Source organism: Bacillus sp. FSL H8-0545 (genome assembly GCF_038006105.1).
GTDB lineage: Bacteria > Bacillota > Bacilli > Bacillales > Bacillaceae_G > Bacillus_A > Bacillus_A cereus_U.
This window is the reverse complement of the sequence record NZ_JBBOUO010000001.1, coordinates 566,584-582,277: the sequence shown is the minus strand read 5'-3', so window position 1 is coordinate 582,277 and position 15,694 is coordinate 566,584. Positions and strand designations below refer to the sequence as shown.

The following is a 15,694-nucleotide window of genomic DNA, read 5'->3' as shown; positions in this document are numbered from 1 at the left end:
AGTGATATATATTGACAACCGAGCAGCAAAGTTTTAATATCATGCTTGCAATTGAAAAATTTTCTCAACATGTAGGGGGTACATAATGAATTTCATGAAAAAGAAATCGTTTACAGTATTTGTATTTCTACTAGCATTTTCACTGCTTTTAAGTGCTTGTGGAAAGTCAAATAACAAAGAAGAAGCAACAAAAGAAGATAATAAAAAAGAAATGATTACGGTTGAACACGCAATGGGTAAAACAGAAGTTCCTGCTAATCCAAAACGTGTCGTTATTTTAACGAATGAAGGAACTGAAGCTTTACTTGAATTAGGTGTGAAACCAGTTGGTGCTGTAAAGTCTTGGACTGGTGATCCATGGTATCCACATATTAAGGACAAAATGAAAGATGTAAAAGTTGTTGGCGACGAAGGACAAGTTAACGTTGAAACAATTGCTTCTTTAAAACCAGATTTAATTATCGGTAACAAAATGCGTCACGAAAAAGTATATGAGCAACTAAAAGCAATCGCACCTACTGTGTTCTCTGAAACATTACGCGGTGAATGGAAAGATAACTTCAAATTTTATGCGAAAGCATTAAATAAAGAAAAAGAAGGTCAAAAGGTTTTAGCTGATTACGAATCACGTATGAAAGATTTAAAAGGCAAACTTGGCGATAAAGTAAATCAAGAAATTTCTATGGTACGTTTTATGCCTGGTGATGTTCGTATTTATCATGGTGATACATTCTCTGGTGTTATTTTAAAAGAACTTGGATTTAAACGTCCTGGTGATCAAAATAAAAATGATTTCGCAGAACGTAACGTATCTAAAGAACGTATTTCAGCAATGGATGGCGATGTATTATTCTACTTCACATTCGATAAAGGAAATGAGAAAAAAGGCTCTGAACTAGAAAAAGAATATATAAATGATCCTCTATTTAAAAATTTAAATGCAGTGAAGAATGGTAAAGCATACAAAGTTGACGACGTTATTTGGAATACAGCTGGTGGTGTAATGGCTGCTAACCTACTATTAGATGATATCGAAAAACGCTTTGTTAAATAATATTTTTCTAACCAGTTCCCCTTCTATGGAGCTGGTTATTTTTCATTTTATTTAAATTTCACATTATTTCATTTTGTATTTTTATTCCCAATATGTTATATTATAAAAGTAAATAAAATATTTTTTCTCTATATCAGAATAGATTTTTTAATCTAAATTTTCTGATTAATCACTATTTTATTTTCTTTTAGAATTCAATTATTACATTTGAAAACGCTTATTATCTTGTTTTCAGGGAAAAATACAATAACGGTTGAAGAAAAATAGATTTTTTTAGAAATTTTCTTGCTATTTCCATATAATTCTATTGACTTCTAAATATTTTGTGAATTAAAATAATTACATAAATATCCGTTATACAGGATTAGGGGGAAACAAAAATGGATGCAGCTTTAAAATTAGAAAAAGCTGGAGAACAACAATCACCAAAAAAACATCCACCAGGATTATATTTGTTGTTCTTAACAGAAATGTGGGAAAGATTTAGTTATTATGGAATGCGTGGCCTTTTAGTTCTTTATTTAACAACTGCTGCTGTTAGTGGCGGGTTAGGATTTGATAAGGCAGTTGCAGTGCAATTATATGGTACTTTTACAGCGGCAGTATATTTCATGCCAATTATAGGCGGATGGCTAACTGATCATTATATTACAAGACGTCATGCCATTACTCTCGGCGGAATTATTATGGCGATTGGTAACTTTGTACTATTCTCCATGAATACAAAAACAGGACTATTACTTGGATTAGTACTATTAGTTATTGGTAATGGATTCTTTAAACCAAATATTTCTACACTGTTAGGTGAATTGTATGACGAAAATGATTCACGTCGTGACAGTGCATTTACTATCTTCTATATGGGTATTAACGTAGGTGCTTTCTTCGCTCCACTTATTTGTGGATTTTTAGCAGAAGATTTCTTTAAAACAAGCGTTGATGGCGTTATGGTTATGGGATATAAATACGGATTCTTAGCAGCTTGTATCGGTATGATTATTGGCCAAATTGTTTTCAACTTATTAGCTCCTCGCTACCTTGGTACAGCAGGAACAACAGTTGTTGGTAAAAAAACAAAAAATCAACCTGCAACTGAAAAGAAACCTTTAACAAAACAAGAAAAAAATCGCACTTGGGCAATTGTAATTTTAACTTGTTTCGTTGTATTCTTCTGGGCAGGATTTGAACAAGCTGGTAGTTCTTTAACACTTTATACAGATAAATTCGTAGATCGTACAATTTTCGGATGGGAAGTTCCAACATCTTGGTTCCAATCAGTTAACCCAGCATTCATCGTACTACTTGCACCATTCGTATCTATGCTATGGTTAAAACTTTCTAAATCAAAGCGTGGCGATTTAAAAGTACCAACAAAAATGGCATTTGGTATGATTTTACTAGGTATAGGTTACCTTGTTTTAACATTAGCGGTTCTAAAAACTGGAAGTAATGAAGCTGATATAACTGTTAAAGCAAACTTATTATTCATCGTTATCACTTATATGTTCCATACAATTGGCGAACTATTCTTATCACCAATCGGTCTATCAATGGTAAGTGCAATTGCACCTGTTAAATTAGCATCATTACTAATGGGTGTATGGTTAGCTGGTTCAGGTATGGCTAACTGGTTAGCTGGTAAGCTTGCTTCCTTTACACAATCATTAGGCTATCTTGAAGTATTTGCAAGTATCGGTATTATCGTTATCGTCCTAGGATTTGTACTTCTTCTCTGCTCTAAAAAAGTTGCAAGTATGATGGAATAACACAAAAAAGACGCTTCTACAATTAGAAGCGTCTTTTCTATTACATCTCTTCTAAAGCCGTCACATCCACGTGAACGCTCTCTCCTGGATTGGATATGTCATACACTTGAGCACTCCCCTTCTGCTCATCACAGCTCTCAATCCATACGGGGACTCCCTCATATGTAACATCAATTCTACTTGAAGAAGATAATATCTGTTTCACACGTTTTACATCCATTATATTGTTCCTCCTTTGGCTTACAACACTCCTTTCTATCTTTTCATATCCCTTCAGAATATATTCCGTCAATTTAGTACTTCAACCGATAGTTTGTTTGTTTCTCACGCGCTAATATATACGCTCTCAAATCTTCCTATTATTACATCCTTTCCAAATAAAAAAAGACGTATATTTCACACGTCTTCTTTCCATAATATTCAAAAATTAAGAAAATAATGTTTTTACTACTTCACTTACTTTATCGTTATGAATTTGATAGTACACTTCTAACCCGCGTCTCTCAAAGCGTACTACTTTATTTTGTTTTAATTTCGTTAAATGCTGCGAAACAGTTGATTGCGGAATTTCTAATACCTCTTGTAATTGTGTTACATTACATGTTCCACGCTGCATTAGTTCCATTACTAAACGTAGACGCAATGGATGAGCTAATGCTCTTAACATCTGTACGTCTTCTTCTGAAATACGACAGTCAAATTGGTTTTGGTTCATAAAATTCCCCTCATTTTCGTTTTTTATTTTCTTTATTATTTATTTATATATCTGTTCTTATATTTCCTGTTACGACATAACTTTATCAACCTATAATGCTGAGAAAATTTTCCGACTTTTATCAGCACACAGTTCAAGAAAAAATCCCACCTGATTTTGAATATTATACTATATGATACAATAAAAAAGCAAAACAAAGGGATCGCAATACTTTGCTTACAAACGTTGTTTTATCAGGCTTTTTGTTATATTTTCACCTCACTGAAATGTACAGTAATGATATTGTAAAATATCGTCTATAATTGATAACCTATCGTAAAGTAATTTGACCATATTTAACCACTTTGTTACGATAAAAAGGAAATTTAAGTAAGGAGGATGATGTAATATTAAAAAATGGTTTATTATTGCGTTAATTAGCATTGCGGTTAGCTGGACTATTATCGATCACTTCCTATTAGACAACAAAGAAGATATAGCTTCAAAATCAAACACCCCAGTTGGAACTGAAGTTGGCAATGTTGCCCTCAATTTCCTTCTGGAAACAACCACTGGTCAAGAAGTTCGCCTTACAGACTATAAAGGAAAAAAAGTAATATTGAATTTTTGGGCAAGCTGGTGTGGTCCATGCAAAATAGAAATGCCTGATATGGAAAAGTTTTATCATGATACTAAAGATATGGGGATTGAAATTGTCGCTGTAAATGCGACAGCTACTGAAAAAGACCCGAACAATGTAAAACAATTTCTTGAAGAAAACAAATATACCTTCCCCGTCCTATTAGATCAGAAAGGACAGGCAAGTGCCGCATATCAAATCATCAGCATTCCAACATCTTTTGTCATCGATACAAACGGTGTCATTCAATATAAGCATGTAGGACCAATGACATATGAAAAAATGAAAGAATATGTAAATAATTTATAAAAGCGTATTCAAATCAATTTGATTACGCTTTTTGTCCACTTTATGAACAAAATGTTACTTTTAACACTATTATGGAATAATTATACTTTTTCACGTTGACAATAGTGTTGAAGGAGAATATACTAAGCATGTAAGTTGATTGTGAATAGTTTCACAAATAATGTGAATTTCTTCACATATAAATAGATAGGAGTTGTCATCATTATGAGTACTTGGACACAAATTTATGACCCGTTAAACAACATTTGGTTATCTGCACTAATCGCTGCACTCCCAATTTTTTGCTTCATTATTTGTTTAGTGGGATTCAAAATGAAAGGTTATATCGCTGGTCTCTATAGTGTAATTGTAGCTATTATTCTTGCAATATTTGTTTATAAAATGCCAGCAACTATGGCCGTAGCATCTGCCGGATTTGGTGTTTTATCTGGATTTTATCCAATTTGTACTATCGTTATCGCAGCTATTTTCCTTTACAAATTAACTGTTAAAACAGAACAATTCAATGTCATTCGTGATAGTATTTCAAGCATTACAAATGATCAACGTTTACAAGTATTATTAATTGCTTATTCTTTCGGTGCTTTCTTAGAAGGCGCAGCTGGTTTCGGTGTTCCAGTTGCTATTACAGCAGCATTACTTGTAGGTATGGGCTTTAATCCATTAAAAGCAGCAGGTATTTGCTTAGTAGCTAATATCGCTGGTGGCGCTATGGGTGCTATGGGTATTCCAGTTACAGTACCTGCACAATTAACTCAAATTGATGCATTAACTGTCGGTCGTCAAACTGTTTACATTTTACCATTCATTAGCATTATTTTACCTTTCTTACTTGTTTCAATGGTAGATGGAATTAAAGGTATTAAAGAAACTTGGCAAGGTATTCTTGTAAGTGGTGTTTCTTTCGCAATTACTCAATTCCTTGTAACTTATTTCTTAGGTGCAGAACTTACTAATATTTTCGCAGCCGTTGTAAGTATGGTCTCTCTTGCATTATTCTTACGTGTGTGGCAACCAAAATCTTCTGCTAAAGAAGAAAAACAAGAAGAAAAAGAATCTCATACATTCAATCAAATTTTATATGCTTGGTCTCCATTCGTATTCTTAACTGCATTCGTAACAATCTTTAATTTAAAACCGATTAAAGCTTTATTTGCTCCGGATGGTCCATTGGCAAACTTAGTATTTAACATTCAATTCCCTGGTCTTCATAATGCGGTTATGAAAACTGCACCAATTACAAAGGCTGATACACCTTTCGCAGCTATTTTCAAACTAGATGTATTCTCTTCTACAACTACTGCGATTGTATTAGCAATTATCGTTTCACTTATCGTCTACCGCGTAAACGGCAAAATGATTAAAGAATTAATGATCGAAACAATAAAAGAATTAAAAGTTCCAGTATATACAATTTGTAGTGTTATCGCTTTAGCTTACGTAGAGAACTACTCTGGTATGTCATCTACACTTGGACTTGCATTCTCTTCTACAGGAAATGCATTCCCAGTTCTTTCTCCAATTTTAGGATGGATTGGCGTATTCATTACAGGTTCAGTCGTATCAAGTGGTTCATTATTCGCACCACTTCAAGCAGTAACTGCCGATCAGTTAAACCTCGTTCCATCTACTCTCGTTTCATTAAACGTAGTTGGTGGTACAATCGCAAAAATGGTTTCACCACAATCTGTAGCAGTTGCTTGTGCAGCAGTTGGACTAGTTGGTCAAGAATCTGCCTTATTTAAAACAGTGATGAAATATAGTTTAATCTTCTTAGCTATTATTAGCTTACTTCAACTTAACTCTGTATTTAATATCTTTTAAAATAAAACACCGATCCCTATATAAGGGGGATTGGTGTTTTATTTTATACTTTTTTATTTTTTAATAAAGATGCACCAGCAATTTCAGGATGCGTCATTTCGTATGGATCCAAAATAATATCAAGCTCTTCTGCTGTAAGTACACCATGTTCTAAGCATAGCTCCCTAACAGACTTTCCTGTCGCAATTGCTTCACGTGCAATGCGAGAAGCTGCTTCATAACCAATATGAGGGTTCACTGCTGTAATAACTCCAACACTTTTTTCAACATATTGCTTAAGCAACTCTTCATTCGCTGTAATTCCTTTAATACAATATTCACGGAATACACGGAATCCATTGTTCATAATACTGATGGATTGAATTAAATTAAATACTAATACCGGCTCCATTACATTTAACTCTAATTGTCCAGCTTCTGACGCTAAGCAAATGGTATGGTCATTTCCAATTACTTGGAAAGCAACTTGGTTAATTACTTCTGCCATAACTGGATTTACTTTACCCGGCATAATAGATGAACCTGGTTGACGAGCTGGTAATTGGATTTCCGCCAATCCAACACGTGGACCAGACGCCATAATACGAAGGTCATTTGCAATTTTAGACATATTCATCATACATACTTTTAGTGATGCAGATACTTCTGTATACGCATCTGTGTTTTGCGTCGCATCAACTAAGTGCTCTGCACCAACAAGAGGGAAACCACTAAAAGTTCGTAAATGCTTCACAACTTGTTCTATATAAGTAGGGTTTGCATTTAATCCCGTACCGACAGCTGTCGCACCCATATTAACTTCGTATAAATGTTGACGAGACTGTTTAATTCTTTTTATATCACGCTCTAGCACTCTGCTATATGCTTCGAATTCTTGCCCAAGGCGAATTGGAACTGCATCTTGCAAATGTGTACGCCCCATTTTAATGACGTGATCAAACTCTTTTGCTTTATCATGAAAAGCAGAGTGAAGTTCTTCCATTGTAACAAGAAGTTCTTCTAGCATCATAAGAGTTGCAATATGAATCCCAGTTGGGAACGCATCATTTGTTGATTGGGCCATGTTCACATGAGTATTTGGGCTAATTTTCGCATATTCACCTTTTTCGTATCCCATACGTTCTAACGCTCTATTAGCAATTACTTCATTAGTATTCATATTAATTGAAGTACCTGCTCCACCCTGAATTGGGTCTACAATAAATTGATCATGGAACTTTCCATCCATAATCTCTTGTGCAGCTTCTGCAATTTCTTGCCCGATATCTTTAGCTAAGTAACCTGTATCTATATTCGCAAGCGCTGCCGCTTTCTTTACAATTGCCATTGCCGTAATGAGTGACGGATGAATGCGGTATCCTGTAATAGGAAAGTTTTCTACGGCACGTAATGTTTGTACACCATAATAAGCTAAACTCGGTACTTCCTTTTCACCTAAAAAATCTTTTTCTATACGTATATCCTTCGTTGCTATCATTTTTCATCACCTATACTTTTCATTCTAAATCCTTATCTAAAGAATTCGCCCTATAAAATACGAGTATCATTAAAAGAATTCTTCAGTATCCACCTTCACTATATAGCACCCTTTTTGAAAGCGCAAACATTTATTTTTCTATATATACTTTTTATTAAAGTTTATATAATAGAAAATCCATTCATTCTTCTACTTTCTTTATTTCAACTCGCTTAATTTGATGCATATCCTTTTCAAGAACTTTAAAAGAAAAGCCGTGTTTCTCAATAATATCCCCCTCAGCAACGATTTGCTTTTGTACCATAATCCAACCACCAATTGTATCAACATCATCAGCGACCAAATGTATGCCAAATAAATCATTTACTTCGCTAATAAGCACTTTCCCCTCTACAATTTTACACACTTCACTTATATGTTCTATAGGTGGATGCTCATCTTCATCGTATTCATCTCGGATTTCTCCAACAATTTCTTCTAAAATATCTTCCAATGTAACAATCCCTGCTGTGCCACCATATTCATCATATAATACAGCTAATGGAATGCGCCTTCTTTGCATTTGCAATAGTAAATCATGGATTGGGATATTTTCTAACACTTCAATAACTGGACGTGTATATGGTGTAATCGAACACTCTTCATCTCGATTACCATCCATATAACGAATAAATAAGTCCTTTACATTAACCATCCCAATAATTTCATCTTTATCTTCACCAAATACTGGATATCTCGTATATTTTTCTTGTGCGATTACTTTAATATGTGTCTCAAAAGGCTCATCTTCATATAAACCAACAACTTCAGTACGAGGTACCATGATTTCCTTTGCTACCCTGTTATCAAATTCAAAGATGTTATTTACATATTTAAATTCAGTTTGATTAATCTCGCCACTTTCATAACTCTCAGACAAGATTAATCTTAGTTCCTCCTCAGAATGCGCAACTTCATGTTCAGAAGCCGGATGTAAACCAAATAAGCCTGTCACAAATCGCGCAGAGCCATTTAAAGCCCAAATAAATGGATACATAACTCGGTAAAAATAAATAATGGGCTTTGATAATAATAAGCTAACTTGCTCTGCTTTTTGGATTGCAAAAGTCTTTGGAGCAAGTTCACCAATTACAACATGTAAAAACGTAATAACTGCAAATGCAATAATAAATGAAACTGTACTTGCAATTGCAGGAGATAAATCCAATTTTAAAAACAGCGGTTCGAGTAAATGTTTAATCGTCGGTTCTCCTAACCACCCGAGCCCTAAAGCAGTAATCGTAATTCCTAACTGACATGCCGATAAATACTCATCTAAATTTGAAGTTACTTTTTTAGCTGCCAATGCGCCTCGTCTTTTTTCACTAACAAGTTGATCGATACGACTGCTACGCACCTTTATAATTGCAAACTCTACAGCTACAAAGAAACCTGTTAGCGCAATAAGAACAGCTACCATCAATAATTTTAAAATATCCACATATGTCCTTTAGCTTTTCTTAGCTAAAGTTACACCTCCTTTAAATAAAGAAGTTTCACTTTAGTTTCTTCATTTACTTGAAAGCAACCCTATATAAAATTCACCAATTTTCAGCCTTCATACAATTCTAATGGCAAACCGTCAGGATCTTGGAAAAAGACGAATTTTTTTCCCGTTATCTCATCAACACGTATCAATTCCGTCTCAACATCGCATCGGTTTAAATGTTTAACAGCTTCTTCTATATCAGTAACCGCAAAAGCTAAATGTCTAAGTCCAGCAGCCTCTGGAAAGCTTGCGCGGTCAGGCGGACTTGGAAATGAAAATAATTCAATTTGATACTCTCCTCCTACACATAAATCTAACTTATACGAATTTCGTTCCTTTCTATATACTTCATTCTTCACTTTGAAACCTAATATTCGTGTATAAAAATCCTTTGACACTTCATAATTTGAACAAATAATTGCAACGTGATGTATTCTACATATATTCATGATTCCTCTATTCCTCTCTTTACCAAACATGCATATTCTCACTTTAAATGAAAAACATATATCAGAATATCTCTTTTAGGGGGCTTATTATGAAATTTATCACTTTTTTCGTTGGACTTATCGTTGTTTTTTTCCTTGCCTACATTGCTAGCAACAATAAAAAGCATATTAAATTTAAACCAATTTTCATCATGCTTATTATACAGGTAATTTTAACCTATTTATTATTAAATACAGAAATTGGTCTCATACTTATTACGATAATTTCCAGCCTGTTTACGAGGCTACTTGAGTATGCTGCCAGTGGTATAAACTTTGTATTTGGTGGCCTTGCAAATAAAGGGGAAATGCCATTTTTCCTTAACGTATTATTACCGATTGTCTTTATCTCCGTCTTAATTGGTATATTACAACATTTCAAAATACTACCATTCTTTATTCGTTGGATTGGTTTCTTTCTTAGTAAAATAAACGGTCTTGGGAAATTAGAATCTTACAACGCCATCGCTTCCGCTATTGTCGGCCAATCAGAAGTTTTTATTACGGTTAAAAAACAATTAGCCCAAATTCCAAAACATCGACTATATACACTTTGCGCCTCTGCTATGTCAACAGTATCTATGTCCATTGTCGGTGCCTATATGACAATGATTGAACCAAAATATGTAGTAACCGCACTCGTTCTCAATTTATTTAGTGGTTTTATTATCGTACTCATTATTAACCCTTACGACGTTAACGATGATGAAGACATTTTGGTAATAAAAGGGGAAAAACAAAGTTTCTTTGAAATGCTTGGAGAATACATTCTTGATGGTTTTCGCGTAGCTATTGTCGTCGGCGCTATGCTCATTGGATTCGTCGCATTAATGAGTTGCATTAATGACCTATTCCTCATTATATTCGGCATTACTTTCCAACAACTAATAGGCTATGTATTCGCCCCTATTGCATTTCTTATTGGCGTACCAAGTTCTGAAATTGTCACAGCTGGTAGCATTATGGCAACAAAGCTTGTAACAAATGAATTTGTAGCAATGATGGATCTTAGTAAAATTTCCAGCACTCTCTCTATCCGTACAGTTGGTATTATTTCTGTCTTCCTCGTTTCTTTTGCCAACTTTTCTTCCATTGGAATTATTTCCGGTGCGGTAAAAGGGTTAAACGAAGAACAAGGAAATGTTGTTGCCCGCTTCGGCCTAAAATTACTATATGGCGCTACTCTTGTTAGTATTTTATCTGCGATTATTGTAAGTATTATGCTTTAATTAGGTAAAATTTTATCATTTTCTTATCCCTGTCTTTTGTATACAATAACGAATAGATGTCTTATAAAGTGAAACTTTAATCAGAGGGGGCTATCCCCCTCTGATTATTAGTTGAACCAATCGGGCATTTACGGGCAGTTATCTCCCACCTAACTTCCTTGCATTCGCTGGACTTTGAGGTGGGAGTTTTACTGCCCGTTAATGCGGGATAAATAATCAAGACATCTATTTTTTATACATGTACAATACCTTTTATTTAGCGTAAAATATTTTTTATGTGTTTTAATACACTTTTAGATGTATACACTTTGATTGTTTTAAAGGAGAAAAAATGATGAAATCCGACATTAACAACGAAACTCGAGCCAAAAAAGGACGTTCAAAGAAAAAGCGCCTACTTTGGTTCCTTCTTATTCCCTTACTTATTGTAGCAATGGGAGCAGGAGGCTATTCCTTCCATATATACAGTAAAGCAAAATCCGTCTTAAGCAACGCCTATTCTGAACTCGGCCGAGGAGATAAATCCAGCAAACGTGAAAAAGCTGTTAAACCTATGACTGATAATATTTCTGTCCTGATCATGGGTGTTGATGAAAGTGATATTAGGGAAAAAGGTTACGGAAAAGCGACTCGTACAGATGCATTACTACTTGCAACAATTAATAAAAATGATAAATCTGTTAAACTAGTCAGCATTCCACGTGATTCACGCGTCTACATTAAATCACGTGATAAATATGATAAAATTACACATGCACACGTATTCGGTGGTGTAGACAGCACAATTGATACAGTAGAAAAATTTTTAGATGTCCCAGTTGATTACTACGTAAAATTTAATTTCAAATCCTTTATCAAGATCGTTGATTCTCTAGGTGGTATAACTGTCGACGTTCCAGTTGAGTTCACAGAACAAAACAGTAGCGACGAAGCAGATGCAATTCACCTAAAAAAAGGGCGTCAACATTTAAATGGAGAAGAAGCACTTGCACTAGCTAGAACTCGCCATATTGACAGTGATTATATGCGCGGTCAACGACAACAACTTGTTTTAGAAGCTATTGCTGAAAAAGCACTATCTCTCAATTCCATTAATAAAATCGGAAGCCTATTAGATGCTGTCGATACAGACTTAAAAACAAATTTAACTTTTGATGATATGATGACTATTGCAAAAAATTCAATGGATTCAAATTTAAAAATGGATAAATTGCAAGTGGAAGGTACTGATAAATATATAGGTGGTATTTATTATTACGTTCCAAACGAAAAAAGTGTTAATGATATATCGACAACACTTCAAGAACATCTCGGTGTTACGAATAAAAATGAGCATAAAAAATTATAATAAAAAGGCTGCTAGATTTTTCTAAGCAGCCTTTTTATTATAATTTTCAACATATTTCTCATGCATATTGTGACAAAAAGAGACAATTATTACAACGGTGTAACATTTTTTATAAAAACATTACACGCGTAGTGAAAATAATAGTATACTAGTACGTACATAATGTTATTTTCATCATTTTTATACAAAAAATGTAATACATATATTTATACAAATTTTTCTGGGGGGAAATAAATGAAGCTAAGCAAAATACTGATTGGTTCCGCTATTGCTGGTGGCATATTACTTTGTGTTGGTGGTGTTGGTGGATATCAATATGTATCCAAATTAAATACTCAACTAAATACAACTGCACTACCAAACACTACATTTGAAGGTATTTCTCTTGATGGAAAAAATAAAGCAGATATTCAAGCTATTGTTAATCAAAAGGTGAATGAATTAAATCAAAAATCTCTTAACTACGTATTCCAAAATGATAAACAAAATTACACATGGAAAGATTTAGGAGTAGATTATAAAGAGAAAGATATTGTCGACAATATCTTTAAAGAGCAAGAAGGGAACGTAATGAATCGTTACAACATGCGTAAGCAAGCTGAAAACGGTGAAGTAAAACGTGACTATAAATTAACACCACAATTAAATACAACAACTTATGAAACCTTTATAAAGGATAAATATAATGAAACATTAAAAAATCCTGTCAACGCCGAATTAAGTGTTGAAGGCTCTACAGTAAATATTAGCCAAAGTCAAAATGGGGAAAAAATTAATAAAGGAAAATTAACCGATTTAACAAGCGCAGCTATTACTTCTGGCACATCCGATGTTGCATTACCAGTTACACTAATAAAACCTGAACGTTCTACAGAAGATATACAACAGATGGGGATTAAAGAAGTGATTGCTGAATACTCTACCCCAATGGCTGGCCGTAATGGAAATCAGTCCTATAACGTAAATAAGTCAGCTAATACTTTAAGTGGAGTTATTGTTGCACCTGATGACACGTTTAGTTTTAATGGCCGTGTTGGCGTAACTGATGCTGCAAATGGCTATAAATCCGCAGCAGTATATTCACAAGGTAAAATTATACAAAGTGCAGGCGGAGGTGTTTGCCAAGTAAGTAGTACTTTATATAGTGCAGCTTTAAGGGCAGATTTAGGAATTGTTTCTCGAAGCAATCATTCTATGCCCGTAAATTATTTACCACTTGGGCAAGATGCAGCAGTGGCAGATTATGGTCCGGATTTAAAATTTAAAAACAATACAGGTAAGCATATTTACATTCAAGCATTTTCAAATGGCGGCAGTATTACTACACGTATTTTCGGTACAAATACTGGTAAAAATGTTGAAGTTTCTTCTCAAGTAATTAGTAATACTGGTGATAAAATAACAGCGGTTACGTACAAAAAAGTAACACAAAACGGTGAAGTAATATCAAATGGACAAATTTCAAAAAGCGTATATAAAAGTGCCCCAAAACAATAAAATAATATCAAACGGACAAATTTCAAAAAGCAAAAGAAAAAGGCGTGATCTACTCACGCCTTTTTCTTTTGCAATAATAGTAAAAAAGTTTCAAGATGGTCTTTCGTTTCTTCTAAAGACCACATACGATTCCCTTGCTTCGCAGCTAATACGCACGCTTCTTCCCACGCGTTCTTTTTCTTCATATTTACTAATTCATCGCGTAATTTCAAAACAATTTCTTCGTCTTCTTGCTCTATGAACTCTTCCATCACGCTTACTATTTCATCCTCATGAATACTTAACGTACAGTATGATTTAAGAAAGTATTGTAATGTTGGATACATATATACTCCCCCCTTTATTTATCTGATGGATAAGAAGTAATAATCTTAAATCCTAGATCTCCTGATTTATCTCTCGCTAAAACAGTAACAGTCTTTACTAGTTTGTCTTTTACATTCATATTTTTCTTTATTACTGTTTTTCCAACTGGGAATGAATGAGTTGTATTCAATACAAGGCGAGTCTCTTTAGAGTTTTTCAACCAATCCTGAATTTCTTTATCATGTTGTTTTAAACTATCTTTCACAGCCTTTGTCGCTGTTTCCTTATCATAGTATGTACTTGCCGCTGAAACTTTATCTGTCTTCAAACGATTCTTCAAATCCTCTTCTGATTTTCCTACATGCCTTTCAATCGTATGACCATTTTTAGGTGGCCCTTCCATTTCATCTAAAATATTATCACTAATTTTTTCTACTGATGTAGAATGATCCTCTTTTGGTTTTTCTGTTTTTTGTTCTTTTCCTGCACATCCACTTAAAATCAGCATTAGTGCTAATAAACTACTTAGGAAAAGACTACTTAGTCGTTTCATCGTATCACCTCTTCCATGATTATTATCGTAACTCCACTAAAAGTCAATTTCACAAAGAAAAATGTATACAATTTTAAAATCCCTCATTCATTTCACTATATTTTCCAATCCCCTTTCATCAAATCACTGTTTTTCGCCCCCCTTAAAATATACCCCCATGTTTTTTTAATTATTTCCCAGATAAAAACACCAATCACAACACTCCATAAACCCTTTAAATATAGGATTTATGGAGTGTTTTTTAAACAGAAAAAATATACCCCTACTTTTATATACCCAATACCTATATAAGGTATATAAATCCCTTTCTATCAACTGTTTTCTACATTATGTAAATTTGCACTTGCCTATACAATGGAAATATGGTGTAATGCAAAAAAAGATAAAGGATTTTATAAAATGGCTGAAACAATTCAAAACTTCTTAACAGACTATTATTCAATCGCAATTCCACTTAGTATCTTAATCAACATCATCATCAGTCTTTTAGGTTTTATCCCTAGTATTTTTTTGACCGCCATTAATATACAGCTCTTCGGTGTAACAAATGGCACAATCATTTCGATCTCAGGTGAGGCATTAGGGGCTATTATCTCGTTTTATATTTATCGCATAGGCCTTCAAAAGTTCACTCACGATAAAGTAAATAAGTATCCAAAGGTAGAACGTCTTCTTTACGTAGAAGGCAGAGAGGCATTTCTACTCGTCCTATCTTTTCGTTTTATTCCTTTCATTCCGTCCAGTATTGTTACTTTATTTGCAGCTCTCGGCAAAATGTCATTACTCTCTTTCAGTATTGCCAGTACAATAGGGAAAGTACCAGCCTTATTGATTGAAGTATATTCTGCATATCATGTCATTAACGGAACAAATGAAGCGAAATGGATTATTACAATCGCAGGTTGTGTTGGATTATTTTATTTGTGGAAAAAATGGAGAAAAAAATAAAGAAGGAGCATAGGCTCCTTCTTTATTTTTTGA

At 34.0% G+C, this 15,694-nt stretch carries 15 protein-coding genes; 8 read left to right on the top strand and 7 right to left on the bottom strand.

Annotated elements, in window-relative coordinates:
• The first annotated feature begins 85 nt into the window (after positions 1-85).
• Together MHI07_RS02995 and MHI07_RS02990 are read left to right on the top strand one after the other, a co-directional pair.
• Positions 86-1,054, top strand: coding sequence for an ABC transporter substrate-binding protein (locus MHI07_RS02995; protein ID WP_016103511.1), 969 nt, complete (start codon positions 86-88; stop codon positions 1,052-1,054).
• 380 nt (positions 1,055-1,434) lie between these two features.
• Positions 1,435-2,820 carry a peptide MFS transporter gene (locus MHI07_RS02990; protein ID WP_002169176.1) on the top strand — a complete coding sequence of 462 codons (1,386 nt, stop codon included), beginning with the start codon at positions 1,435-1,437 and terminating at the stop codon, positions 2,818-2,820.
• A gap of 40 nt (positions 2,821-2,860) precedes the next feature.
• Here the strand turns inward: MHI07_RS02990 and MHI07_RS02985 are convergent, their stop codons facing one another.
• Together MHI07_RS02985 and MHI07_RS02980 are read right to left on the bottom strand one after the other, a co-directional pair.
• Entirely contained in the window at positions 2,861-3,040 is a 180-nt protein-coding gene (locus MHI07_RS02985) for an acid-soluble spore protein H (protein ID WP_215598089.1), read from the bottom strand.
• A 207-nt stretch (positions 3,041-3,247) separates the two neighbouring features.
• Positions 3,248-3,535, bottom strand: a complete 288-nt coding sequence (locus MHI07_RS02980) for an ArsR/SmtB family transcription factor (protein ID WP_001075217.1) — start codon at positions 3,533-3,535, stop codon at positions 3,248-3,250.
• Between the two features lie 388 nt (positions 3,536-3,923).
• Here MHI07_RS02980 and MHI07_RS02975 point away from each other — a divergent pair, with 388 nt between their 5' ends.
• Together MHI07_RS02975 and MHI07_RS02970 are read left to right on the top strand one after the other, a co-directional pair.
• Entirely contained in the window at positions 3,924-4,463 is a 540-nt protein-coding gene (locus MHI07_RS02975; RefSeq protein ID WP_307839164.1) for a redoxin domain-containing protein, read from the top strand.
• A 204-nt stretch (positions 4,464-4,667) separates the two neighbouring features.
• Positions 4,668-6,287, top strand: coding sequence for an L-lactate permease (locus tag MHI07_RS02970; RefSeq protein ID WP_340821858.1), 1,620 nt, complete (start codon positions 4,668-4,670; stop codon positions 6,285-6,287).
• A 43-nt stretch (positions 6,288-6,330) separates the two neighbouring features.
• Here MHI07_RS02970 and aspA read toward each other — a convergent pair whose 3' ends face one another.
• From aspA to gloA2, 3 genes are all read right to left on the bottom strand, one after another.
• Complete coding sequence (gene aspA, locus MHI07_RS02965) at positions 6,331-7,764, bottom strand: aspartate ammonia-lyase (protein ID WP_078173856.1); 1,434 nt, start codon at positions 7,762-7,764, stop codon at positions 6,331-6,333.
• 181 nt (positions 7,765-7,945) lie between these two features.
• On the bottom strand, positions 7,946-9,244 hold the full coding sequence (locus MHI07_RS02960) for a hemolysin family protein (protein WP_002159325.1): 1,299 nt from the start codon (positions 9,242-9,244) through the stop codon (positions 7,946-7,948).
• Between the two features lie 110 nt (positions 9,245-9,354).
• Positions 9,355-9,741, bottom strand: coding sequence for an SMU1112c/YaeR family gloxylase I-like metalloprotein (gene gloA2, locus MHI07_RS02955; RefSeq protein WP_088098695.1), 387 nt, complete (start codon positions 9,739-9,741; stop codon positions 9,355-9,357).
• Between the two features lie 89 nt (positions 9,742-9,830).
• Here gloA2 and MHI07_RS02950 point away from each other — a divergent pair, with 89 nt between their 5' ends.
• The 3 genes from MHI07_RS02950 (at position 9,831) to MHI07_RS02940 (ending at position 13,854) form a co-directional block, all read left to right on the top strand.
• Positions 9,831-11,009: a NupC/NupG family nucleoside CNT transporter gene (locus MHI07_RS02950; protein ID WP_078173857.1), complete on the top strand. Its 1,179-nt coding sequence runs from the start codon at positions 9,831-9,833 to the stop codon at positions 11,007-11,009.
• Between the two features lie 331 nt (positions 11,010-11,340).
• On the top strand, positions 11,341-12,357 hold the full coding sequence (locus tag MHI07_RS02945; RefSeq protein WP_016103505.1) for an LCP family protein: 1,017 nt from the start codon (positions 11,341-11,343) through the stop codon (positions 12,355-12,357).
• A gap of 234 nt (positions 12,358-12,591) precedes the next feature.
• Positions 12,592-13,854 (top strand): VanW family protein, encoded by a 1,263-nt coding sequence (locus MHI07_RS02940; protein ID WP_340821851.1) that lies wholly within the window; start codon positions 12,592-12,594, stop codon positions 13,852-13,854.
• A 53-nt stretch (positions 13,855-13,907) separates the two neighbouring features.
• Here MHI07_RS02940 and MHI07_RS02935 read toward each other — a convergent pair whose 3' ends face one another.
• Positions 13,908-14,180 (bottom strand): hypothetical protein, encoded by a 273-nt coding sequence (locus MHI07_RS02935; RefSeq protein ID WP_002113995.1) that lies wholly within the window; start codon positions 14,178-14,180, stop codon positions 13,908-13,910.
• Between the two features lie 14 nt (positions 14,181-14,194).
• Positions 14,195-14,713 carry an RNase A-like domain-containing lipoprotein gene (locus MHI07_RS02930; protein ID WP_340821848.1) on the bottom strand — a complete coding sequence of 173 codons (519 nt, stop codon included), beginning with the start codon at positions 14,711-14,713 and terminating at the stop codon, positions 14,195-14,197.
• A 399-nt stretch (positions 14,714-15,112) separates the two neighbouring features.
• Here MHI07_RS02930 and MHI07_RS02925 point away from each other — a divergent pair, with 399 nt between their 5' ends.
• A complete protein-coding gene (locus MHI07_RS02925) occupies positions 15,113-15,661 on the top strand; it encodes a TVP38/TMEM64 family protein (protein WP_002159331.1) in 549 nt (182 codons plus the stop codon).
• The last annotated feature ends 33 nt before the right edge of the window (positions 15,662-15,694 follow it).